This is a genomic window from Uliginosibacterium sangjuense (assembly GCF_059132465.1).
On record NZ_CP101132.1, the window covers coordinates 777,501 to 800,226 of the forward strand.

15 protein-coding genes and 2 rRNA genes (1 of these 17 running past the window's edge) are annotated in these 22,726 nt (G+C 61.7%); 15 read left to right on the forward strand and 2 right to left on the reverse strand.

Translation table 11 applies throughout. The annotated features are described in order from the left end of the window. Positions 1–2,561, forward strand: a 23S ribosomal RNA gene (locus NMB43_RS03590) (it extends 324 nt beyond the left edge of the window). A gap of 122 nt (positions 2,562–2,683) precedes the next feature. Continuing rightward, positions 2,684–2,797: ribosomal RNA gene (gene rrf, locus NMB43_RS03595) — 5S ribosomal RNA — on the forward strand. 414 nt (positions 2,798–3,211) lie between these two features. Here rrf and tssA read toward each other — a convergent pair. Continuing rightward, positions 3,212–4,252, reverse strand: coding sequence for a type VI secretion system protein TssA (gene tssA, locus NMB43_RS03600; RefSeq protein WP_494350788.1), 1,041 nt, complete (start codon positions 4,250–4,252; stop codon positions 3,212–3,214). A 24-nt stretch (positions 4,253–4,276) separates the two neighbouring features. After that, the gene (locus tag NMB43_RS03605) at positions 4,277–4,933 is read right to left on the reverse strand and encodes a hypothetical protein (protein WP_494350789.1); all 657 of its coding nucleotides are present in this window, start codon (positions 4,931–4,933) and stop codon (positions 4,277–4,279) included. A gap of 349 nt (positions 4,934–5,282) precedes the next feature. On the opposite strand from NMB43_RS03605, the gene NMB43_RS03610 reads away from it, so the two are divergent. The 13 genes from NMB43_RS03610 (at position 5,283) to NMB43_RS03670 (ending at position 22,631) form a co-directional block, all read left to right on the forward strand. Next, positions 5,283–6,113: a M15 family metallopeptidase gene (locus NMB43_RS03610; protein WP_494350790.1), complete on the forward strand. Its 831-nt coding sequence runs from the start codon at positions 5,283–5,285 to the stop codon at positions 6,111–6,113. A 30-nt stretch (positions 6,114–6,143) separates the two neighbouring features. Beyond that, entirely contained in the window at positions 6,144–6,413 is a 270-nt protein-coding gene (locus NMB43_RS03615) for a PAAR domain-containing protein (RefSeq protein ID WP_494350791.1), read from the forward strand. A 41-nt stretch (positions 6,414–6,454) separates the two neighbouring features. After that, entirely contained in the window at positions 6,455–7,861 is a 1,407-nt protein-coding gene (locus NMB43_RS03620) for a hypothetical protein (RefSeq protein WP_494350792.1), read from the forward strand. A 16-nt stretch (positions 7,862–7,877) separates the two neighbouring features. Beyond that, positions 7,878–11,648 (forward strand): type VI secretion system membrane subunit TssM, encoded by a 3,771-nt coding sequence (tssM, locus tag NMB43_RS03625; RefSeq protein WP_494350793.1) that lies wholly within the window; start codon positions 7,878–7,880, stop codon positions 11,646–11,648. Between the two features lie 8 nt (positions 11,649–11,656). Further along, entirely contained in the window at positions 11,657–12,643 is a 987-nt protein-coding gene (gene tagF / locus NMB43_RS03630; RefSeq protein ID WP_494350794.1) for a type VI secretion system-associated protein TagF, read from the forward strand. Between the two features lie 7 nt (positions 12,644–12,650). After that, positions 12,651–13,448 carry an OmpA family protein gene (locus NMB43_RS03635; protein ID WP_494350795.1) on the forward strand — a complete coding sequence of 266 codons (798 nt, stop codon included), beginning with the start codon at positions 12,651–12,653 and terminating at the stop codon, positions 13,446–13,448. Positions 13,449–13,468: 20 nt separating this feature from the next. Further along, entirely contained in the window at positions 13,469–14,203 is a 735-nt protein-coding gene (locus NMB43_RS03640) for a hypothetical protein (protein ID WP_494350796.1), read from the forward strand. Further along, positions 14,200–17,166 (forward strand): type VI secretion system Vgr family protein, encoded by a 2,967-nt coding sequence (locus NMB43_RS03645; protein ID WP_494350797.1) that lies wholly within the window; start codon positions 14,200–14,202, stop codon positions 17,164–17,166. Before NMB43_RS03640 ends, NMB43_RS03645 begins: the two co-directional genes overlap by 4 nt. A 12-nt stretch (positions 17,167–17,178) precedes the next feature. Continuing rightward, the gene (locus NMB43_RS03650; RefSeq protein ID WP_494350798.1) at positions 17,179–17,982 is read left to right on the forward strand and encodes a DUF4123 domain-containing protein; all 804 of its coding nucleotides are present in this window, start codon (positions 17,179–17,181) and stop codon (positions 17,980–17,982) included. After that, positions 17,979–18,788 carry a DUF3304 domain-containing protein gene (locus NMB43_RS03655; protein WP_494350799.1) on the forward strand — a complete coding sequence of 270 codons (810 nt, stop codon included), beginning with the start codon at positions 17,979–17,981 and terminating at the stop codon, positions 18,786–18,788. The genes NMB43_RS03650 and NMB43_RS03655 overlap by 4 nt, the downstream gene beginning before the upstream one ends. Before the next feature lie 28 nt (positions 18,789–18,816). Further along, on the forward strand, positions 18,817–19,332 hold the full coding sequence (locus tag NMB43_RS03660; RefSeq protein WP_494350800.1) for a hypothetical protein: 516 nt from the start codon (positions 18,817–18,819) through the stop codon (positions 19,330–19,332). Continuing rightward, the gene (locus NMB43_RS03665) at positions 19,329–20,138 is read left to right on the forward strand and encodes a DUF3304 domain-containing protein (RefSeq protein WP_494350801.1); all 810 of its coding nucleotides are present in this window, start codon (positions 19,329–19,331) and stop codon (positions 20,136–20,138) included. Before NMB43_RS03660 ends, NMB43_RS03665 begins: the two co-directional genes overlap by 4 nt. A gap of 78 nt (positions 20,139–20,216) precedes the next feature. After that, the gene (locus tag NMB43_RS03670) at positions 20,217–22,631 is read left to right on the forward strand and encodes a T6SS phospholipase effector Tle1-like catalytic domain-containing protein (protein WP_494350802.1); all 2,415 of its coding nucleotides are present in this window, start codon (positions 20,217–20,219) and stop codon (positions 22,629–22,631) included. The last annotated feature ends 95 nt before the right edge of the window (positions 22,632–22,726 follow it).

Here is a 22,726-nt window from a genome sequence, read left to right on the forward strand (position 1 = left end):
TAGCCCCGTACGCGAAAACGACGCGATGGTACTGAGCATGCGAAAAGTAGGGCGGGACACGAGAAATCCTGTCTGAACATGGGGGGACCATCCTCCAAGGCTAAATACTCGTGATCGACCGATAGTGAACCAGTACCGTGAGGGAAAGGCGAAAAGAACCCCGGGAGGGGAGTGAAATAGATCCTGAAACCGCGTGCATACAAACAGTGGGAGCCTCGCAAGGGGTGACTGCGTACCTTTTGTATAATGGGTCAGCGACTTACGTTCAGTAGCGAGCTTAACCGGATAGGGGAGGCGTAGCGAAAGCGAGTCTGATAAGGGCGTCAGAGTTGCTGGGCGTAGACCCGAAACCAAGTGATCTATCCATGGCCAGGATGAAGGTGCGGTAACACGTACTGGAGGTCCGAACCCACTAACGTTGAAAAGTTAGGGGATGAGCTGTGGATAGGGGTGAAAGGCTAAACAAACTTGGAGATAGCTGGTTCTCCCCGAAAACTATTTAGGTAGTGCGTCGTACGGACACTTGCGGGGGTAGAGCACTGTAATCGTTGAGGGGGTCATTGCGATCTACCTCGCGATAGCAAACTCCGAATACCGCAAAGTGATATACGGCAGACAGACGGTGGGTGCTAACGTCCATCGTCAAGAGGGAAACAACCCAGACCGCCAGCTAAGGTCCCAAATGCATAGTTAAGTGGAAAACGAGGTGGGAAGGCATAGACAGCTAGGAGGTTGGCTTAGAAGCAGCCACCCTTTAAAGAAAGCGTAATAGCTCACTAGTCGAGTCGTCCTGCGCGGAAGATGTAACGGGGCTCAAACTATGAACCGAAGCTGCGGATGCACTTTTAGTGCGTGGTAGGGGAGCGTTCCGTAAGCCTGCGAAGGTGGGGTGAGAACCCTGCTGGAGGTATCGGAAGTGCGAATGCTGACATGAGTAGCGATAAAACGAGTGAAAAGCTCGTTCGCCGAAAGCCCAAGGTTTCCTACGCAACGTTCATCGGCGTAGGGTGAGTCGGCCCCTAAGGCGAGGCAGAAATGCGTAGTCGATGGGAAACAGGTGAATATTCCTGTACCGGTTCTTGATGCGATGGGGGGACGGAGAAGGTTAGGCCAGCCGGGTGTTGGATGTCCCGGTTTAAGCATGTAGGCGTGCTCTCTAGGCAAATCCGGAGAGCTTAGCTGAGGTGTGATGACGAGTCTGCTTGCAGACGAAGTGGTTGATACCCTGCTTCCAGGAAAAGCCTCTAAGCTTCAGTCAAGAATCGACCGTACCGCAAACCGACACAGGTGGGCAGGTTGAAAATACCAAGGCGCTTGAGAGAACTCAGGAGAAGGAACTCGGCAAATTGATACCGTAACTTCGGGAGAAGGTATGCCCCGGTAGCTTGTAGGAGTACATCCGAAGGGCGATGGGGCCGCAGAGAATCGGTGGCTGCGACTGTTTATTAAAAACACAGCACTCTGCAAACACGAAAGTGGACGTATAGGGTGTGACGCCTGCCCGGTGCCGGAAGGTTAAGTGATGGGGTGCAAGCTCTTGATCGAAGCCCCGGTAAACGGCGGCCGTAACTATAACGGTCCTAAGGTAGCGAAATTCCTTGTCGGGTAAGTTCCGACCTGCACGAATGGCGTAACGATGGCCACACTGTCTCCTCCTGAGACTCAGCGAAGTTGAAATGTTTGTGAAGATGCAATCTCCCCGCGGCTAGACGGAAAGACCCCATGAACCTTTACTGTAGCTTTGCATTGGACTTTGACGGGACTTGTGTAGGATAGGTGGGAGGCTTTGAAGTGAGGACGCTAGTTCTCATGGAGCCGTCCTTGAAATACCACCCTGGTGTCGTTGAGGTTCTAACCTTGGTCTGTGAATCCAGATCGGGGACCGTGCATGGTAGGCAGTTTGACTGGGGCGGTCTCCTCCCAAAAGGTAACGGAGGAGTTCGAAGGTCTCCTAGGTACGGTCGGACATCGTACTGATAGTGCAATGGCAAAAGGAGGCTTGACTGCGAGACCGACAAGTCGAGCAGGTGCGAAAGCAGGACATAGTGATCCGGTGGTTCTGTATGGAAGGGCCATCGCTCAACGGATAAAAGGTACTCTGGGGATAACAGGCTGATTCCGCCCAAGAGTTCACATCGACGGCGGAGTTTGGCACCTCGATGTCGGCTCATCACATCCTGGGGCTGTAGCCGGTCCCAAGGGTATGGCTGTTCGCCATTTAAAGTGGTACGTGAGCTGGGTTTAAAACGTCGTGAGACAGTTTGGTCCCTATCTGCCGTGGGCGTTGGAAGTTTGAGGGGGCCTGCTCCTAGTACGAGAGGACCGGAGTGGACGGATCTCTGGTGTACCGGTTGTGACGCCAGTCGCATCGCCGGGTAGCTAAATCCGGAAGAGATAACCGCTGAAAGCATCTAAGCGGGAAACTCGCCTCAAGATGAGACTTCCCTCAGGCCTTGAGCCTGCTGAAGGGTCGTTCAAGACCAGGACGTTGATAGGTCAGGTGTGGAAGCGCAGTAATGCGTTAAGCTAACTGATACTAATTGCCCGTGCGGCTTGATCCTATAACATTGAGAACACAGTGCTAACAACAGCACATCGCAGCAATCTCAACCCATACGCAAGTTGATTTGCCTTCCTTCTTTGGTCTGTTGATCATCAGAATCAGCAGATAGACAAGTTACAGTCTGACGACCATAGCGCTTCGGTACCACCCCTTCCCATCCCGAACAGGACCGTGAAACGAAGTCGCGCCGATGATATTGTGGATTGCCCATGAGAAAGTAGGTCATCGTCAGACTACCCCATCAAAACGCCCCACTGAATCAATCAGTGGGGCGTTTTACTTTTTGGGAAATGGAAAGCGTGACTGGCACGCCAGCGTAATGCCGAGTCGATACACCTGTCTTCCTGCGGGGACTGACTATCGCTCGTCGTCCGACTGCGCTGTGGCCCAAGCTATGACTAGCACTGGGGCTATCGCTTCGGCGAAGCAGTCCCTTGGACTGTTCCCTTGCCACTAGAACGAGGTCTCCGGCGGGCGCCAAAAAAAAAGACACCCAAAGGCGTCCCTTCTTCATCGGTTTTCAACCCGACTACTGCGCGGCTTGGGTGGCCGGTGCGCCGTCGTTGAGCGAGATCTTCATCGACAGTTTTCGCCGATCTCCAGCGCATTCATACGCACGACCAGATCAGGCGTTGAGACGCGTTGTCACTACTCACCCGAGCGGCTATCTACCCCCAATAGATCGTCAAAGCGGGCTAGCGTCGTGTCTTCCTTTAGTACGGCACGCAACCATTCGTGGAGAGGCATGTTACCCCAGCGAGCGGCCTTCTCCGCGAGATACGCAACAGGACTGTGTGGTTCGGTGCGACGGAAGTAGTCCGCGACCTGTCTGAGTTGTTGCAGAGCCTGTTCACGGCTGGCGATCAGGCCAGTGAGACTTGATACCCCCTGGGGCGGGGTAGCAGGCGCAGCGTTTTCCTCTGACGGCAAGTCCGCTGTGCTGCCTACGCCGTTCTCACGGGCCAGTCGTGAAGCTGTATCTGCATAGGTTTCGAGTGCGTCCCGTAGCGGCGTGAAGGACGGCCCATCCAGTCCAAGGCGGGCGTCGATGCTGTCGCTTAGCGTGGCCAGAGCATTCTGACAATCTGCGCAATCCTGCAGCAATTGCGAGTAAAAAGCGGCAGGGGTGTGCTTTTGCGCATCCTTGAACTGTTGAAGGGAGACGCGATCCGTTGCTGCCTCGTCCGTGTTGTCACGGGCTTGTTCAAGGTCGGTCATGCCGAAACGACTGGCGTTATGGCTGACCAAAGGCATCTCTCGGCTTATCTCTCGGCAGCGCGAGATGAGCCAACTGAGATTGCCGATGCGTTGCTCCAGATCCCCGTCCTCCGGCAGGGGATGCACGCTGTCCCAGTACTGTACGAGCAAACCGTTCATCAGGGTGAAGCCCTGGGCTAGCCCCTTGACTCCGAATTCCTTGCCGGCAGCTTCTGTGTACCAAGAGGCAAGTCGGAGATCTTTCGTGCGTTCGCACAACAGCGCTTCGCAGATCCCCATCACGGCGCGCCAGTCGGCCTCTTTGATGGAGGTGACCCACTCGCCTTGGTCTAGTGTAGGGTCGTCTGCGCGCCGCGCCTCCTGAATGGAGTCGAACTCCGTAGAAAAGGAGAGATCTTCCCCTGTCGGGTTTGGACCTGCGAGCGGAGCCAGCAGTGCGTCAAGGTCGAACAAAGATATAGAAGATGCCATGGTGATGATGAAAGGTCTCAGGGTCTAGCGATAGGCGTTAGCGAAAACGCCGTCCTGCTCCATAAGGGCGATCAAGTCTTTGGCGATGCCTTCGACGATGGCCGCGCGCTGCCAGCCTGGAAGTTCTGTTGTCTGATCAATACCGAAGCGGAATGGGTCAGCTACCTGATGCGTCCAGATCACACGACCGGTTTGGTCATGGATGAGTGCGAAACGCAGGTCAACCACTGGCGCTGCGCTGTTTCCGTTCTGGCTGCGGATAGGCCAGGCAGACAGACGGTAGTTGTAGAGATCGCGCCGCAGTTCCTCCCATGAATAACGGGCCCCGGAGTAGTAGCTCCGCATAGCGATACCGCGAGCCCTGAAGTGCGGGTGAAGGTTCTCACGCAAATCCGTCATGTAAAGCAAAGCTCTCGCCTGTAACTCGGAACTGGCGCCCTCGTCGAGAGGAATCGGTTTGAAGGGGTCAGGTGCCTTGAAGGCATGACCAGATGGTTTCACTGGTGGGACCAGATCCGTCGTGACAAACAAATTAATGCCCAGGATGACTTCCGGTGTACTGACGTGCGCCGATGTGGTTTCTGGTTTCTTGCTGACGGCGCATCCTGCCAGCGCGGAAAGGGATGCAAACAGAAAGGTACACAGGCGTGCTTTGTTTGATCTAAACATGATTTGAATCAAGCTGAATTGCGCGAGTGCTTCAAACTGCGCTTAATAAAAAAAATACCAAAAACGCCTTGTTCAATAGCTGGTGTATGCGGAGATTCTATCAAATCATATTATGAATAACGATGAGAGGCATTTTACCGATCGTCCAAAGAAAATAACCGCTCGGCCGGTGTTGCTGCTGCCAAACCCTTGCTGTTCCTGTGTTTCAGGTTTTGTGCATACAAAAGGGCAGTGCCTCAAAGGGTGGGGTTTCGTTACTATCGCTGCGAATAAGTTAAATTCATGGGGCTGATCGCGGCGTCTCGTGATTTGCCATGCGGTCTGTGACAAGAGGGCTGTCTTATATTCACGGGATTCCAAGATGGCTGTTTTGTTTGTGATCGTTTTTGCTTTACTGGCTATTTTGTTTTTGGCTTTTGTTGTTTTTGTCGATTTAAGACGGGCTGTCCTGGGCATGATTTCCAGGGGGGGCGTTTTGTTTGTTTCATTTTCCCGTGAATTAGCCCACGCACCCTCGCGCAGCGTGATTTTGGTCCGCGAGGTGTCCTCCAGTACCTGGGCCTGCACTTGGGGGAGCGTAAAGCGGAATCGATGGTGGCTGGGCGGAACGATTGCCCTGATGTTGATGCCCGCAGCAACGGTTTGGCTGCTGCGCGCTGAAGTCGATGTCGGAAGTTTTGGTGAGGCGGCCAGCGGGGGTGACGAGGTCATCGCTGCGCTACTGGCCGGGGAGCAGTTGGTGCCGCCGCCTGCCTTGCCGCCGGAGGTCTTTGCGACGAAGGAAGTGCTGGCGGTACGGCCTGGCATCGTGTCGGCCAGTCGGGACTGGAGCCTGCTGGACGCGGACTTTCGGCTGCGTTTGCTGCATGTGTTCAAGCGCATGCGAGAGCACGGTTACGAGATGGCGCTCATCGAGGGTTATCGCAGTCCGGAGCGACAAGACATGTTGGCGGCTGCGGGGCCACATGTCACGAATGCGCGTGCGTTCCAGAGCATGCATCAGTTTGGGCGTGCGGCGGATTGCGCCTTCCTGGCTGCGGGGCGTTTGGTGATTTCCGAGCGCGACCCTTGGGCGATGCGTGGCTATGAGTTGTATGGCCAGGAGGCCGAAGCGGTTGGCTTGGTGTGGGGTGGGCGCTGGAAATTGATGGATTTCGGCCATGTAGAACTGCGCCAGAAAGCTGGTCGCTAAGAAACAAGAGAGAACTGGGTAGGTGATGAGATGAGTCGTCCGTTGATTCTGGTGGGAGACAAAACCGACCACGGCGGCGTGGTGGTGGAAGGCTCGCCTTCCTGCGACGTCGGCGGCAAGCGGATTGCGCGGGTCGGCGACAAGGTGACATGTCCGAAAAAGGGGCATCGCGGCGAGACTGTGATCGTGACGGGGGATCCGACCTGTCTGATCGACGGTAAGCCGGCGGCACGCCATGGCGACAAGACGGCATGTGGCGCGATGCTGATCGCCTCGCAAGCGCTTACGACGGACATCTGAGCTCTATACAGGGATCGCGTTTTCTCATGTTCGTAGGACTCGTGCGCGTACTGATGCTGCCCGTGTTGCTGGCCGGCCTGATGTGGCTGGGGGCGGTCATCTATTTCCAGCAGTCTGGCCAGGACCTGGATGGGGGCGGCATCCTACTGTGGTTTGTCGTCTTGCCGCTGGGCGCGGTGATTGCATGGTTCGTGGGGAGCGCAATCTTCCGCTGGGCGATGCAACGCCCGTCTTCTGCGGCTGCCGACGCGGACGCCCCGGTGTCTGCCGTACCTGCCCAGCCACCTCAGGCTCCCCTGACGCTGGCCGTGTTGGCGGCCGAGTTCACTACTGCTGGAGGGAGCGATTCGTTGCAACTGCAGGCGGAGCATCGCGAAGCCCGCTTGCAGCCCGCGCCGATGTCTGAGGTGCTTGATCGGGACGGCTTGCCGGTCCGCGGTCTGCGTTGTGACTCTATCTCGGACGAGTCGCATGCCGACTGGGTGGCGCGCTGGTGTGCGGCTGCGCGGCCAAGCGGCTTGGCGAACGAGGAGTTCTTACAGGGCGTGCGTCTGCTTGCCTTGCTTGCTGATCCGCTCGATCGTGCGTTGGCGCGATTGGCCACTATGCCAGCCTTGCCTGCTGAGGAGGTGTCGTCGTCGGAGGGCGGGACGGCCCGTCCTGTCGTCACCAAGATATTTGCGCCGGATGCCTGGCAGGACATGCTGGCGAGCTATGTGCGTGAGCGTGCTACCCACGTCGGCAAGCTCAATGTGGGGATCGTGCGTTCGAGCGCACCGAACGCGGAGGGCCTGGACCTCCAGTTCGATGCCTTGCGGATTGCCGACGCGTTCTGTGCCGCAAGTTCCACTCAGTACGCACAGAGTGCGCTGCTGATCATCGCTTGCGACAGTCTCGTCTCCGCCGCGCAGGTGGAGGTCTTGGAGCACAGCCAGTGCTTGTTCTCCGCGCAGCGCCAGCAAGGGCGCATGCCCGGCGAGGCGGCCGCCGTCTTCCTGGCGATTCCAGAGGCGCTCGCCGGGGTGGAACCTGCTCCGCTGGCGCGCCTGCACCGCACTGCATATGTGCGTCGGCAGAAACCTGTCGATGCCGCAGGGCGAACCGATGCGGTCGACTTGTTGGCTGTGATGTCACAGGCATTGCGCCAGGCGAAGCGCGAGGGCGGCGAGGTCCGTTGCGTGGTGTCCGATTGCGACCATCGCGGGGTCTGGCAGAGCGAGCTTGCCCAGGCCATCGGCGAAGCACTTCCTGAACTTGATCCCGTGGCGGACCACCTGGCGCTGGGAAATACGCTGGGGTGGGTCGGTCACGCCTCCTCGACCTTAAGTCTGTGCGTGGCGGCCACACTCGTTTCGCAAGCGGAATGTCCCGTTCTGGCGCTGGGGGTAGATGACTCGCGAGAGCGCAGCAGCCTGGTTCTCGACCCCTGGCCCCTTACTCAATCGTGATCTGGTAGCACATTCGATGAATCGCCTTGTTTCCGTCCTGACCGACTCCCGCGTGCTGGCCGTAGTTGGCTTTGCCGCGCTGGCTGCCTTCATGTTGCTGTCCGCGAGTACCCTCAAGCTTGGCCTGCTGTGGGTTGGCATCGTGCTCTTGGTGGCTGTGTTGCTGTGGTTGGGCGTGTGGTGGTGGCGTCGCCGCCGGGCGCAGCAGGCATCGAACGCCTTGGGCGAGATGCTGGAGGCTGACGCCGAGCGGGCTGTGCAGGGGGCTGCACCCGATAGGCGCCCGGAAGTGGAGGCCTTGCGCGAGCGCATGAGCAAGGCGGTCAAAACCATCAAGACCTCCAAGCTGGGCGAGTTGTCGGGGGCGGCGGCCCTCTACGAACTGCCTTGGTACTTGGTGATCGGCAACCCTGCGGCGGGCAAGAGCTCGGCCATCGTGAACTCCGGGCTGCGCTTTCCGTTCTCCGACAACGCTGGGGCGGTGATCCATGGCCTGGGCGGTACGCGGAACTGCGACTGGTTCTTCACCACCGAGGGCATCCTGCTCGACACCGCGGGTCGCTACTCGGTCTATGACGCGGATCGTAGCGAGTGGCTGGCCTTCCTCGGGCTGCTGAAGAAGCATCGCCCCAAGGCACCCATCAATGGCATCGTCATTGCCGTCAGCGTGGCCGAACTGACCCAGAATCGCCCCGAGTACGGGATCAACCTGGCCAAGCAGCTGCGTACCCGCATGCAGGAGCTGTCGTCCGAGCTCGGGGTATTCGCGCCGATCTACGTGATGTTCACGAAGGTCGATCTCGTCGCCGGCTTCGCGGAGTTCTTCGAGGACGCCGATGCTGATGGGCGGCGCCGGGTATGGGGCGCCACCCTGCCGTATGAGAGCGAATCCCGGTCCGATGCGGTGGCGCTCTTCGACCAGCATTTCGATCAGTTGCAGGAGGGCTTGCACGAGTTGTCCGTGGCCAGCCTTTCGGTTCGTCATGACGGAAACATCGGTGCCGGTGTACTGAGCTTCCCGCTAGAGTTCGCAGCCACACGTCCTAGCCTGCGTGCGTTCATCGCCACCCTGTTCGAGGAAAACCCCTTCCAGTACAAACCGGTTTTCCGCGGCTTCTACTTCACCAGCGCCGTTCGGGAGGGGACGCCGGTGAGTACCTCCGACCGACGCCTGGGGGAGATGTTCGGGTTACAGGCAAGCGACCTGGTTCGCTCGTCGGTCACGATCTACGAAGGTGCCGGTTTCTTCTTGGCGGACCTGTTCTCCAAGGTCATCTTTGCTGACAAGAACCTGGTCCGGCAATTCAGTACGCGCGCGCGGCAGCGTCTGCGCCTGGCCGGCTTCACGTTGTCCGCGCTCATGCTCTCTGCCGCCTTGGGCCTGTGGTCGTGGAGCTATGTGGCGAACGAAAAGTACCTCACCAATGTCAGGGCTGACCTTGAGCGCGTGGCAGCCGTGCAGCGTGAGCGATTCGACATCGCCTCGCGTCTGGATGCGTTGCTGATCCTGCAGGACCGCATCCAGCAACTGCAGACCTATCGCGACACCAAGCCGGTGGCCCTTGGGCTGGGGCTCTACCAGGGCGACACGATCGAGGCGCATCTGCGCCACGAGTACTTCAAGGGTATGCGCGAGATTCTGTTGACGCCGGTGAGCGACGCATTGGAAGCGTACCTGACCGAGGTGAACGCGAATGCCGACAAGCTGGCACCACAAGGGGCGGCGGGGCAAGCGCGGTCTGGCGCGGCGGCTGCGCAGCCGGTTGCGGCGTTCTCGCTCTACAAGGACGTCTCGCCTACCAATGTGGAGGATGCCTACAACGCGCTCAAGACCTATCTCATGCTGGCCAATCGCGAGCGTCTGGAGAGCGGGCATCTGAATGATCAGATGACTCGTTTCTGGCGCGTGTGGCTGGATGCCAACCGAGGCAGCATGCCGCGCGAGCAGATGGTGCGCAGTGCCGAACGTCTGCTGGGCTTCTACCTGTCGCAGACGACCGAGCCGGACTTTCCGCTCATCGACAACAAGCTGGCCCTGGTGGATCAGGTACGTGAAAACCTGGGCCGCGTGGTGCGCGGCACCCCTGCACGCGAGCGGGTTTATGCCGAGATCAAGGCGCGGGCGGCCACACGCTTCCCGGCACTGACGGTGGCGCGCATCGTTGGCGATGAGGACAGCAGGTTGGTCGCGGGCAGCTACGCGATGTCTGGCGCCTTCACGCGTGATGCCTGGGAGAAATACGTCGAGCCCTCCATCAAGGAAGCCGCCAACAAGGAGTTGCAGAGTACTGACTGGGTGCTCAAGACCAGCACGCGGGAGGATCTCACCCTGCAAGGCAGCCCGGAGCAGATCCAGAAGGCGCTGACCGAGCTGTACAAGAACGACTACGTGCAAGAGTGGAAGAAGTTCCTGCAAGGCGTCTCGATCGCCGGCTTCCAGGATTTCGATGCGGCGGTCCGCGGCCTCAATCGTATGGGCGACCCGGCCAGCTCGCCCCTCCAGAAGCTGATGGAGGCGCTCTACCGTGAAACCTCCTGGGACAACCCTTCGCTGGCGAACCAGCAGTTGGCCAGGGCGCAGCGGGGCGTCGTCGCATGGTTCAAGGAGACGATCCTGCGTCAGTCGCCGGCACAGGTTCAGGTCAACGTGAACGTCAGTGGTGGTGCTGCGGCTATTCCCATGGGCCCAGTGGGCAGGGAGTTTGCGGCCATCGCTGCATTGATGATGCCGCGCGGCGAGAACCGCGATACGCCCTTGTTCAAGGGCTATCTGGACAATCTGTCGCGCCTGCGCACCCGCTTCAACCAGATGAAAAATGCTGGCGATCCCGGCCCGGCAGCACGCCAGCTCATGCAGCAGACGCTCGACGCGAGCGGCTCCGAGTTGGCCGATGCCTTGCGCTATGTCGACGAGAGCATGATGGTTGGGCTCAACGATACGGCCAAGGCCACGATCCGTCCGCTTCTGGTGCGCCCCTTGATGGAGTCCTTCACCGTCGTGGTGAAGCCGGCCGAGACCGAGCTCAACAAGTTGTGGGCGGCTCAGGTCTATGAGCCCTTCGCCCGCAGCATCGCCAGCAAGTATCCGTTCCAGCCGGACTCGCGGATCGAGGCCACGCCGGCCGAGATCGCCCAGTTCTTCGGTGCGGAGGGGGCGGTGGCCAAGTTCGTCAATGGCTCGCTGGGGCCGCTGGTCGTGCGTCGTGGCGACACCTTCTCCCCGCGCACTTGGGCTGACATCGGCGTCCGCCTCAATCCCGAGTTCGTGGCCAACTACCCGCGCTACGTGGCTCCCCCCGGTGGCGCAGTGGCGGCCTCTGGCGTGGCGGCCGGTGAACCGCAGACCGTTTTCCAGATTCTCCCCAGCCCCTCGCCTGGCATCCTGGAATACACCGTCGAGATCGATGGGCAGAGCATGCGCTACCGCAACGGGGCGCCGGAGTGGAATCGCTTCCGCTGGCCGGGGGCAGGACAACCTGGCGCGCGGGTCGTGGCCGTCGCGTATGACGGGCGTAGCGTGGAACTCGCCAACTTCCCCGGCCGTTTCGGGCTGGAGAAGCTGATTGAGTCTGCCCAGCGCAAACGTCGCGACAACGGGGACTTCGACCTGACTTGGGGGGCCGCTGCTGCGCAGGTCACGGTGCAACTGCGCATCATCAGCCAGCAGGCCGCAGGCGAGGTCAGTTCGCCGGCACCGCAGCAGGACCTCAAGGGCCTGCGTCTGCCGGCGCAGGTGGCGGGCGGTGCGGCTCCCGCGGTTGCGCAAGCCGGGGCTGTTCAGCAATGAGCACAATGATGGCTGCATCGCTGGATGCTTCGGTGTTGATGTATTTCGGCAAGCTGCCCTTGCGTGGCGATTTTGTCCGCAGCGCAAATGGGGGGGCCGTGGTGAATGCGCTTGATCGCTGGATCAGCGAGAGCCTGGAGCGCTTAGCCATCGAGCCCGACTGGAAGCGGCATTTCGACGCCTTGCAGGCAGTGGAGTTCGCCTTCGTCGGCAGCCGTTCGCAGAACCTGATCGCCGGCCACATGGTGGGCAGCCAGGACAGTTCCGGGAGACGCTACCCCTTTCTCGTGGCCGGGCGCATGCAGATCGCTGACCCCCTGGCCTTGCTGGCTTGTCTGCCCGTGCATCTGATGCCGGCCTGGCAGTTGCTGGACCAATTGGTGCGGGGGGCGCAGGGCGCGAACAGCATCGAGGAAGCTTTGACCCGCATCGAGGCCAGCAACATGCCGGCCGACAATGACTTCAGTCAGTCCACCGCGGCCTTGGCTGGCTACCTGGACAGCGTCACGATCAGTCAATTGCAGACGCAGTTGTCCGATAGTGGGAACCGGCTCGATCTGCGCCAGAGCATCATCGCGCTGGGCCTGTTGTTGTTGCCACTGCTGAGCGGGGCGGCCGGCGTGGCGAGCAAGGGCCTGGCTTTGCCTCTGCCGCGCGACAAGCGCGAGGCATCGTTCGCGGCAGCCTTCTGGCTGAGCTGTCTGGCGCCATTCCTGGCGCGCGCCAGCCACGAACTGGCCTTGTTGCATGTGTCATTGCAAGGGCGCCCGCAGTTGCTGGTGAGCTTCAACGGGGTCAGTGCCGCCACGCTGGAGGCCGTGTTCGACCCTGTGCGCGCCTTCGATTCCAACATCGACCTGTGCGAAGCCGAGTGGGTGGAAGACATGGTGGCTGGCGAGTATCCGCTCAGCAAGCTCTCCAGCTATCTCGAGCATCCCGGCTTGTCCTTGCGCCAGGCCCTGACCACCTTTTCCGAAGTCTTTCTCGGGGCATGAGAACGTCATGATGAATCGTCGTCTTGCCAAGCTTGCGTCTCTCTGCAACATCACCACGGTGGCTCTCGCGATGGCGCTGCATTCCTGGCCGGTTCACGCCGAGCTGATGGCACCCAAGCCCGTCATCGTCAGTGGCACGGTGCCGGATGAAGCCACGCGCCAGGCCATCCTGGCCCGTGTGCGCGAGGTCTATGGGGCAGAGCGTGTGGTTGACCAGATCGGCGTGGGCAACGTGGTGGCACCCGCCAACTGGTCCTCCTATGTACAGAAGTTGATCACCCCGGATATCAAGCAGATCAGCGGTGGCGCGCTGGCCATCCAGGGTAACAACCTGAGCGTGCATGGCGAGGTTGCCAACGAGGCGCAGCGCCAGCAGATCGTCAGCGACTTCTCGTCGCGCCTGAATCCGACCTACGTCATCAAGAACGGTCTGCGCGTCGGGGCTGGCCAGCAGCAGTTGCTGGACAAGACGCTGGCCAACCGCATCGTCGAGTTCGAGTCCGGCTCCAGCAAACTGGCCGCCCACGGCATGCAGATTCTGGATGAAATGGCCTCCGCGATCGGGCGTCTGGGCAAGCAGAAGGTGCTGATCATTGGTCACACCGACAGCCAGGGACACCCCGATGCCAACCAGCTTCTGTCGCAAGCGCGTGCCGACGCTGTCCAGCGTTATCTGGTGGCGCGTGGCATCGAGTCAGAGCGCCTGCAGTCGACGGGCCAGGGGGCGAACGAACCGATTGCCAGCAATGCCACGGCCGAGGGACGGGCACGCAATCGGCGTATTGAATTCCGCATCGTCGATTGAGCTTGGCCAAGGAGTAAGCCATGTCAGCATCTGCAGAAGAAGCCAGCAAGCCCATCCGTCCCAGCCTGTTCGGGGGCGTCGGGGCGGCGGAGCAGGCGCCACGCATCAGCGTGCTGGCGGCGCTGGATTCTGGCATGCCGAAACCGAGTACTGCCCGGGCACCGCGCAGTAAGTCTTCTGCGCGCGGCATCGTGCTGGCGGTGGCTGGCGCTGGCGCAGTCTCCATGGCACTGGCCTGGGCTTTGTGGCGTGAAGCGGCGGTCCCCGCGGCCGTCACTGTGGACACGCCGACGCGACCGATCCAGCCGTCAGTGACACAGATGCCGCCAGGCGGGGCGGAAGTAACCCCGCAGCAAGCCGGCGCCCGGATCGAGACCTTGCCCGAGGACTCGCCGGTATCCGCAGTTCCGTCCGCGGGGGCGATGCCTGCGACGCCATCCGGCGTGCATGGTGCCGCGCCGGAGGCGCCCGCCGCATCGTCCTCGCCACCGGCCGCGTCCGATGAGGCGCCGCGTGTGCGCTCGCCCATCATGCGCGCACTGACCTCCGCCGACGCCAGTGGGCCGGTCGCCCGTTCGGTGGCGCCTGCGCGTTCCAGCGGACGAACCGCAGCGGTCGATTCAGATGTGCTCTTGCTCGAAGCACTGGTGTCGTATTCCCGCCGCCAACAGGCGCAAGCCGAGCAGGACACCCGACCTGCGGGAAAAGCGGGTGCGGCCAAGGCCACAGGCGAAGTGGAGAGCAAGCAGCCATGAAGCCATCCGTTTTCGGCCCGCCGTCTCTGCCCGGACTGGATGCACGGACCCGGCTCTATCGCTTCGAGATGGAAGGGAGCAGCGCACTGCAACTGGAGGCCTTCACCGCAAGCGAGGCCTTGTCCGAGCTTTATCGGTACGAGTTGCTGTTGCTCTCCGACGACGCCACGCTGTCGCTGCCCGGGATGATCGGACGCCAGGCCCGCCTGATGACCCGGCTGTCCGATGGCAGCGAGATTCCGCGCAGCGGCTACGTCGCCCAGGCGGAGCGCCTGGGCGCCGATGGCGCGCTGACCCGCTATCGTCTGCGCCTTGTGCCGTGGCTGTGGCTTGCCACCCAGCGTAGCGACTGCCGCGTGTTCCAGGACAAGAGCGTGCTGGAGATCGTCGACTGCGTACTCGCCACCTACCAGCCGCGTGCGCGCTGGCTGTGGGCCGAGGGGGTGGAGAGCTTTGTGGCGGAGGCCCCTCGCCGCGCCTACTGCGTGCAGTATCGCGAGACTGATTACGCCTTTGTGAGTCGTCTGTTGGCGGAGGAAGGGCTGGGCTTCTGCTTTGTCGAGGAGGCCGCGGACGAGTTGGGTCAGACGAGTAGCCATCAGCTCCTGATCTTTTGCGCCAACGAGTCTCTCCCAGAGGATCACTGCGCCACCCATGCCCTGGGCGGTCAAGGCATTCGTTTCCACCGTGCGGGCAGCCAAGAGGATCAGGATGCCGTCACTGCCCTCGGCGCCGAGCGCATCCTGCAGGCCACGGTCAGCAGCACCCTGGCCTGGCATGAGGGCAGCAAGCGCAGCGTCAGCGCCCAGATCGGCAGTCAGCCGGGTTTTGCCGGCCAGAGCCTGAGTGCCTGGGCTGATCGCCTGGAAGAGTACGAACCGAGCGGCAGTGCCTTCGATGCCGATGTCCTGCACGATGAAGCCAGCACCCAGCGCTACCTGCGTCTGGCGCGTGAGACGCGCGAAGCGCGCAACAAGCAGTTTCTGGGCGAAGGCAGCGTACGCAGCTTCCGTCCTGGGCATCGTTTCCTGCTTACCGGCAGCCCGCTTGACCGCGAAGCTGGCCTGCGCGGCGAAGCGCGCGACGCCGATGCGGCCAACGCTTCGCGCCACCTGCTGCTCTACGCGGTGCACCACCTGGGCATCAACAACCTGCCCTTGCAGGATGAGGCGACACGTGGCGCCCTGGCGGCTCAACGCGACCGCTTACTGCTCGATCAACTGCGCGAACGCGGCCAGGCGCAGGCTGCGCCCCTGCTGAACACCGCACGCGCACGCGGCTACGCCAACCGTTTCAGCGCGGGACGTGTGCATGTTCCCTGGCGCCCTTGCCTGGAAGATGGCATCGGCGTACGGATCAATCCACGGCCTACTGCTCCGGGTCTGCAAACTGCCATTGTTGTCGGGCCGGGTGGCGAAACCACGCCGGGTTCCGCAGGCGAGATCTACACCGACGTGCGCCACCGAATCCGTGTCCGTTTTCACTGGCAACGCGATGTGGGTCATAGCGACAGCATCGCCCCGCATACCGTCTGGTTGCGCGTGGCCAGTCGTTACGCCGGTGCCGGTTTGGGCGCCCAGTTCGTGCCGCGTATCGGGCAGGAAGTCCTGGTCGGCTTCCTGGAAGGCGACATCGACCGTCCCATCGTCCTGGGCAGCCTTTTCAACGGACAGGGGGAGGGGGGCCTGGCCCCCACTCCCGGCGGTGAGGAGCCCCCGCACGCGGCAGCGGGAGAGGGGGGCGCAGCCGGTCGGCAGCGCGCATTCCAGCAAGCCGCTGACCACCAGCCTGCCGCTCAGGCCAACTTGGTAGGGGGACATAGCCCCGCCTGGCATGGCGAAGCCGGCGCAAGCGGGGCGCATCGTCACAGTGCCGCGCTCAGCGGCCTCAAGTCCAGCGAGTACGGCAGTGGCGGACTGGGCCCCTATACCCAGCTCGTCTTTGACGACACCGACGGCCAGCAACGCATCCAGCTCGCTACCACCCAATACGCCAGCCAACTCAATCTCGGCCACCTCATCCACCAGGCCGACAACTACCGGGGCAGCCACCGGGGCGAGGGCTTCGAGCTGCGCACCGACGCTTACGGTGCCTTGCGTGCCGCACGCGGCGCCATGCTTACCACCTGGCCTATCCAGGCCGCGCCCGACCAGACGCGCAGCGAACCCGCCGGGGATGCAACCGCGCCGCTAGCGCTGCTCAAGCAGCTCACCCAGCTAAGTGAGCATGCGAGCCAGATTGCGGGTACCCATCAGACCGTCAAGCTGGCCGCTCATGCCGGCAGCGCAGGCGCGGGCCAGAGCGAACTCAATCGCGACCTCGCCCCCCACGCCGCGATCCTCAAATCCGCCAACGGCCTGACCAGCGCAGATACGCAGTTCTCAACATCCGGTGCCGATCTTCCCCACAGCACCGACCCACTGCTCACCCTCGCGGGGCGCGGAGGGCTGGGACTGGTCGCCGGCCAGCACCAACACTGGGCGGCCGGCGAGACGATTGCCTGGGCCAGCGGTCAGGACAGTAACTTCGCCCTGGCCAGCCACCTGCGCATCCACACCGGGCAAGCACTGGGCGTGCTTGCCAGCGCCAAAGGAAGTGACGCAAGTGAGGGCCACCTCAAAGCCATCGCCGCCACCGGCCCCGTGATCGCCCAGGCCCAGGCCGACGCCATGACGCTCGCATCCAAGGCCCAACTCAAGATGGTTTCGGTCTCCGGCAAGCTCAAGGCTGCTGCTGCCAAGAAGATCCACCTCGCGGTGGCCGGCGGTTCGGCCATCACCATCGAGGGCGGAAACATCACCGTGCAGTGCCCGGGCACGCTGACGGTACATGCCAGTGGGAAGAGTTTTGTGGGCGGAGGGAGGGTTGAGGCAGCGTTGCCGCAGATGCCGAACAGCAGCATCTGCATCGAGTGCCTCATGAAAGCCATGCAGTCCGGCAGCCCGCTTGCCGCGCTCACCTGATCGGGCGGCGACATGTCCTTCTCCTTCACGCCGCACTGGCCAGCGCTGTTGGCCCGCGCATCGCAAGATGACGCGCGAGACACGTCTTTTTATGGCCTGCTGGATCTGGCCCAGATTCCGCCCCGGCATGGCGCGCGGCCCGAAGGCATTGCGCTGTTTGCCGACACCTTTGCAGCACCGGCGCTGGCGCTGAGCCCCTTGCTGTTCCGGCTGCCCGATGTGTCGAACCCCACTGCCGCAGCGTTTCTGAACAGGCTGGACACGTTGTGCGCGGGCGTCTGCGCATTGAGTGTGCTGCGTAGCAAGCTTGAGCTCGCTGCACTGGCTGATCACTTGCGCCAGTTCCTGCGGGTCGAAACGCCTGCCGGCGACTTCCTGCTGCGCTTCTTCGACCCGCAAATGTTGGGTCCCTGCCTGCGCAGCCTCAACACCATGCAACGTGGCAGCTTGCTGCAACCCATCAATGGCTGGTGGCACTGCGATCACGACGGCAAGCTGCACAATCACGCGCCCGCCATCGCCATCAGCGCCCCTGCAACAACGCCATTGCCGCTCAAGCTGGATGACACTCAGCTCGTACAGTTGCTGGACGACACCTTCCCCGTGGCGCTCGCCTGCCAGCTACGCCAGCTTGAACCCGAGTTCGACACCTTGTTTGGCAAGCCGGAACAGGCACGCTTCATTGCGCACAGCCTGCAAGAAGCCCAAGCCAGCGGCGCGCACAGCGAGTCCGAGCGTACCGAATTCTGCTTTGCCCGCTGGCGTGCTTATCTGGACACAAGCACCGCAGACCAATCGACCCGCATCCCGACATGACCGACCACCCCCCACCCACGCCGCCCGACATGTCATCCCCCAAGCCGCGTCGCATGCATCGCATTGCGGTGGCGCTTGCTCTCGTTGTAGTGGTGCTGGGGATAGCAGGCACGCTGCATTGGCGCAGCGGGGCCGCAACCGGGGCCGATGCAGCCCACCGCGCAGCCGATGCGGAGAAGTCCGTGTTCACCGCCTCGGTCGATGTCGTCAACTACGGGCACGACACCAGCTACGGCTTCACGATGTACGACCTCGGCTCGCCCGAGTACGCCCCGATCAGCGGCGACGTGGTGTGGCCGCTGCAATCGGCGGGCGCCAGCAACTGTTGCGTGCGCTTGCCCAAGCAGTGGCGGCCGGGCTTGAAGGTAAGGATCGAATGGACCGAGGGCAAGTACGACATGGCCAAGCACGAATGGCCGGACACCATGACATCTCACAAACAAGACCTCGAGATCCCTCGCTATGAGGAACCCGCCAACCTGTTCGTCGTGTTCCTGCCGGGGCAGAGGGTCGAACTGGCCGTCTCGCCCGCCGAGCCCGGCCACCCGCAATGGACCGGCAGCATCAAAGAGTCGCCTGCGACCTACTGTCTGGCGCGGCACTCCGCCAAGGAATGCAGGGCGGCGCAGCCGAAGTTGGGGGCGAGCTTGAGTGAGATGCAGGGGTTTTGCACTTACTTGAAAGAGGAAAAAGACGATATGCGCCTATGTGAGGCATCAATCGCCGAATGCATCCGAAACTACGAAGACGAAGAGCTGTGCAAGACAGTGAACTGGGGGCCACGAAAGAATGAACGCACCTACTAAAAGGGCTGCCGAAGCTCAAACGCATGGAGTGCGTTTTGCTGAGGCATGCCCATCGTCTCCCCTGGATTTCGTTGATTCGGAGTACAAGCTCTATCAAAAAAACAACCTCAAGCCTCGCTCACTGGAGTGCGACCAAGAACTCTTCCTCGGTTTCTTCTTCGACGGCACGAACAACAACAAGTACCGCGACACGCCGGGGCATGCGCAGAGCAATGCCGCGCGCCTGTTCGCTGCCTTCACCGGCACGCCGGAGAAGATCAAGGCGACCTATGGTGGCGAGAAGGATGAGCCCTTTAATCCGCTGAACCTGCCCGCCAAAGAATTCGCCTGTTATCGCAAGGTGTACGTGCCGGGGCTGGGCACGGCCTTCCCCGAGATTGGCGACACCGGCAGAGGCTTGGACAAGACGCTGGGGCTGGGCATGGCGGCGCGGGGCGCGGAGCGGATTTTCTGGGCACTGCTGCAGTTCGCCAACCAGTTGCATGCGGTGTTCGAGGGCGCCTCCTCGTTCCATCCGCAAATCAAGCCGGGACTTCAGACATGACCGACCACCCCCAACCCACGCCGCCCGACATGTCATCCCCCAAGCCGCGCCGCATGCATCGCATTGTGGTGGCGATAGGCCTTGTTGCGGTGGCGCTGGCGATCGCAGGCACGCTGCATTGGCGCAGCGGGGCCGCCACCGGGGCCGATGCCGACCACCGCGCAGCCGATGCGGAGAAGTCCGTGTTCACCGCCTCGGTAGATGTCGTCAACTACGGGCATGACACCAGCTACGGCTTCACGATGTACGACCTCGGCTCGCCCGAGTACGCCCCGATCAGCGGCGACGTGGTGTGGCCGCTGCAATCGGCGGGCGCCAGCAACTGTTGCGTGCGCTTGCCCAAGCAGTGGCGGCCGGGCTTGAAGGTAAGGATCGAATGGACCGAGGGCAAGTACGACATGGCCAAGCACGAATGGCCGGACACCATGACGTATCACAAACAGGACCTCGAGATCCCTCGCTATGAGGAACCCGCCAACCTGTTCGTCGTGTTCCTGCCGGGGCAGAAGGTCGAACTGGCCGTCTCGCCCGCCGAACCCGGTCACCCGCAATGGACTGGCAGCATCAAGGAGTCACCCGCGACCTACTGTTTGGCTAGGTACTCCGCCAAGGAATGCAGGGCGGCGCAGCCGAAGTTGGGACTTAGCTTGAGCGAGTTAGAAGGACACTGCACATATCTAAAGGAAGAGCGCTGGGATATGGGGATTTGTGACCGGGCAATTGCTGAATGCATTCGCAACTACGAAGACGAGGCTCTCTGCAAGAAAACCGCATGGGGCCCCAGAAAAAGTGACAGCAGAAACTGACCTCCCATGACAAGCTCAAATCGAATTGAACACGGCGTTCGCTTTGCCGAGGAATGTCCTGCTAAGCCCCTGGATTTTGTGGGCTCTGAAGCCGCCATCTCGGATGCTTCTCGCACGAAAACCAACCGCCTCTCCTGCGACCAAGAACTCTTCCTCGGTTTCTTCTTCGACGGCACGAACAACAACAAGTACCGCGACACGCCGGGGCAGGCGCAGAGCAATGCCGCGCGTCTGTTCGCAGCTTTCACCGGCACGCCGGAGAAGATCAAGGCGACCTATGGTGGCGAGAAGGATGAGCCCTTTAATCCGCTGAACCTGCCCGCCAAAGAGTTCGCCTGTTATCGCAAGGTGTACGTGCCGGGGCTGGGCACGGCCTTCCCCGAGATTGGCGACAGCGGCAGAGGCCTGGACAAGAAGCTGGGGCTGGGCATGGCGGCGCGGGGCGCGGAGCGGATTTTCTGGGCATTGCTGCAGTTCGCCAACCAGTTGCACGCGGTGTTCGAGGGCAAGCCCTTGCTGGCGCCCGCTGAAGTGACAGCACTCATCGCCAAGATGGCCGCGGCGCAGACGAGCAAGGACAGCAACCTCCTTGGCTTGGGTTTCAGCCCGCTTGCGCCGCTGGCCGACGTGAAGAAAAAGCTGGAGGCCGCCCTGCGCCCCTGGCTGGCCAATAAACCGAAGACGACGCGCATCCGTCTCTCCATTTTCGGCTTCTCGCGCGGCGCGGCCGAGGCACGCGCCTTTACGAACTGGCTGCTCGATGGCTATGGCGACAGCATTGGTGGTGTGCCGCTCCAGATCGACATGCTGGGCATTTTCGACACCGTGGCCTCGGTGGGGCTGGCGCATTCACTCGTGGTCACCTCGGGCCATGCGAGCTGGGCCGATGGCGAGCACATGACGGTGCCTGCGGCCGTGCGGCGCTGCGTGCATCTGGTGGCGGCGCACGAGGTACGCATGTCCTTCCCGCTCGACTCGGTGTGCCAGAACAAGCGCCTGCCGCCCAATTGCAAGGAGATCGTGTATCCAGGCGTGCACTCGGATATTGGTGGTGGTTATCCACCCAATGACCAGGGCCGCTGCCCGAAGGATGCGGACAAGATCTCTCAGATCACGCTGGCGCAGATGTATCGCGAGGCGCGTATGGCGGGTGTGCCGTTGTGTCCGCCTAACTCCATGCCCCCGCAGGTCAAGCCGATGTTCGAGATCAACGAATCACTGCGCAAGGCCTTCAACGACTACATCGCCGCCACGCGCGCGGGGCAGGTGGCGCCCACGAAAGGCAAGGGGGCACTGGGCTGGCTGTTCCCCGAGGAAACGCAGCCGCCGGAGTCCATCCACGCGATCATGCGGCGGCACTATGCGCACTACCTGTCCTGGCGCAAGCACCGCATCAATGATGTCTACAAGCTGCCCGGTCTGCTCGCCAGCAAGGAGCCGAGCGCCAGGCAGGACATCCATGACCTTTGGCGTACCAATGAGGATTTGAAACAGGAGGTTGCCTACGGGCGCGCCATGCTCGGCAAGGGCCCCTTGCCCAAGGCGTCGGCCTTGTCCGTCCTCAGCGGAGAGGAGTCACGGAATCTCTACGTACCCGCCGCCCTGAAGTACAAGGCGCTGAAAGAGCTCATTGCCCACTGGGAGAAGACGCAGCTCGATCCAGGCAAGGATGCGGCGTTGATCAAGCTGTTCGATCTGTACGTGCACGACTCTCGCGCCTGGTTCAAGTTCGGTGGCTCGCCAGATGACGAATGGTTTGGCGGTGGCAAAGACCCGGATGGCAAGCCATGGCCGAGTAAAAAAAGCCTTGCCGAACGCGAGCAGGGTGCCGAGTTCGCCAAGCGGGAGAAGGACATCAACGCTTCGATTGCGAATCTGGAGAAGCGGCTCGCCAACGTTCGTGCAAGCCTGGCTTCGGGCGCGACGAAAAGCCCGCTACTGAGGGCGGCGCTTGGTCCGGACGCTGTTGATCCGACCGCTGCAATGCGCGCAGAGGAGCTACGCCTGGAGCGGTCGCTCAAGCATGAACGTGCGCAGCTCACGGAGCTGCAAGCCGAGCGCGCACATGTCGCCGAATGGGGTGTCCTCAATGGCGGTCGTTCGCCTTTGTACGAGGAATGGTATGTCGCGGGCTACCTGAACTGGCGCGCGGTCTATACCACGGAATCCAGCCGCAAGCGCACGGAAGAACAATTCGATCTGTTCCAGATGCGCTTGCTGCAGGACCAGATCAATCACAGCCGCAAGCGTGAGAGCGAAGAGAAGATCAAGGCGCTGCAGGCCCGGCAACGCGAGTGGGTGATGGGCTTCATCCGTTCATCCCAGGAGACCCGTCGCCAACTGCAGCAGGCCGGGCAGGATGTGCGCGCCTACGACGAGAGCGTGTCGCGCATCTACAAGATGGTGCTCGACCCTATGGTCAGGGAAGAGGCTGCGTTGCGAGCGGAAGTCGAGAAGGCGCAGCAGGCGCTTGAGGAGGGATTCGCCATGTAGTTGCGTTGCTCTGGATGTCAGCCTGAACGTCCGGCCCGTTCAAGTCTGTTTGCGCTCGATGAGCCTTGGCGTGAGCCAACCAGTACTACCTGGCC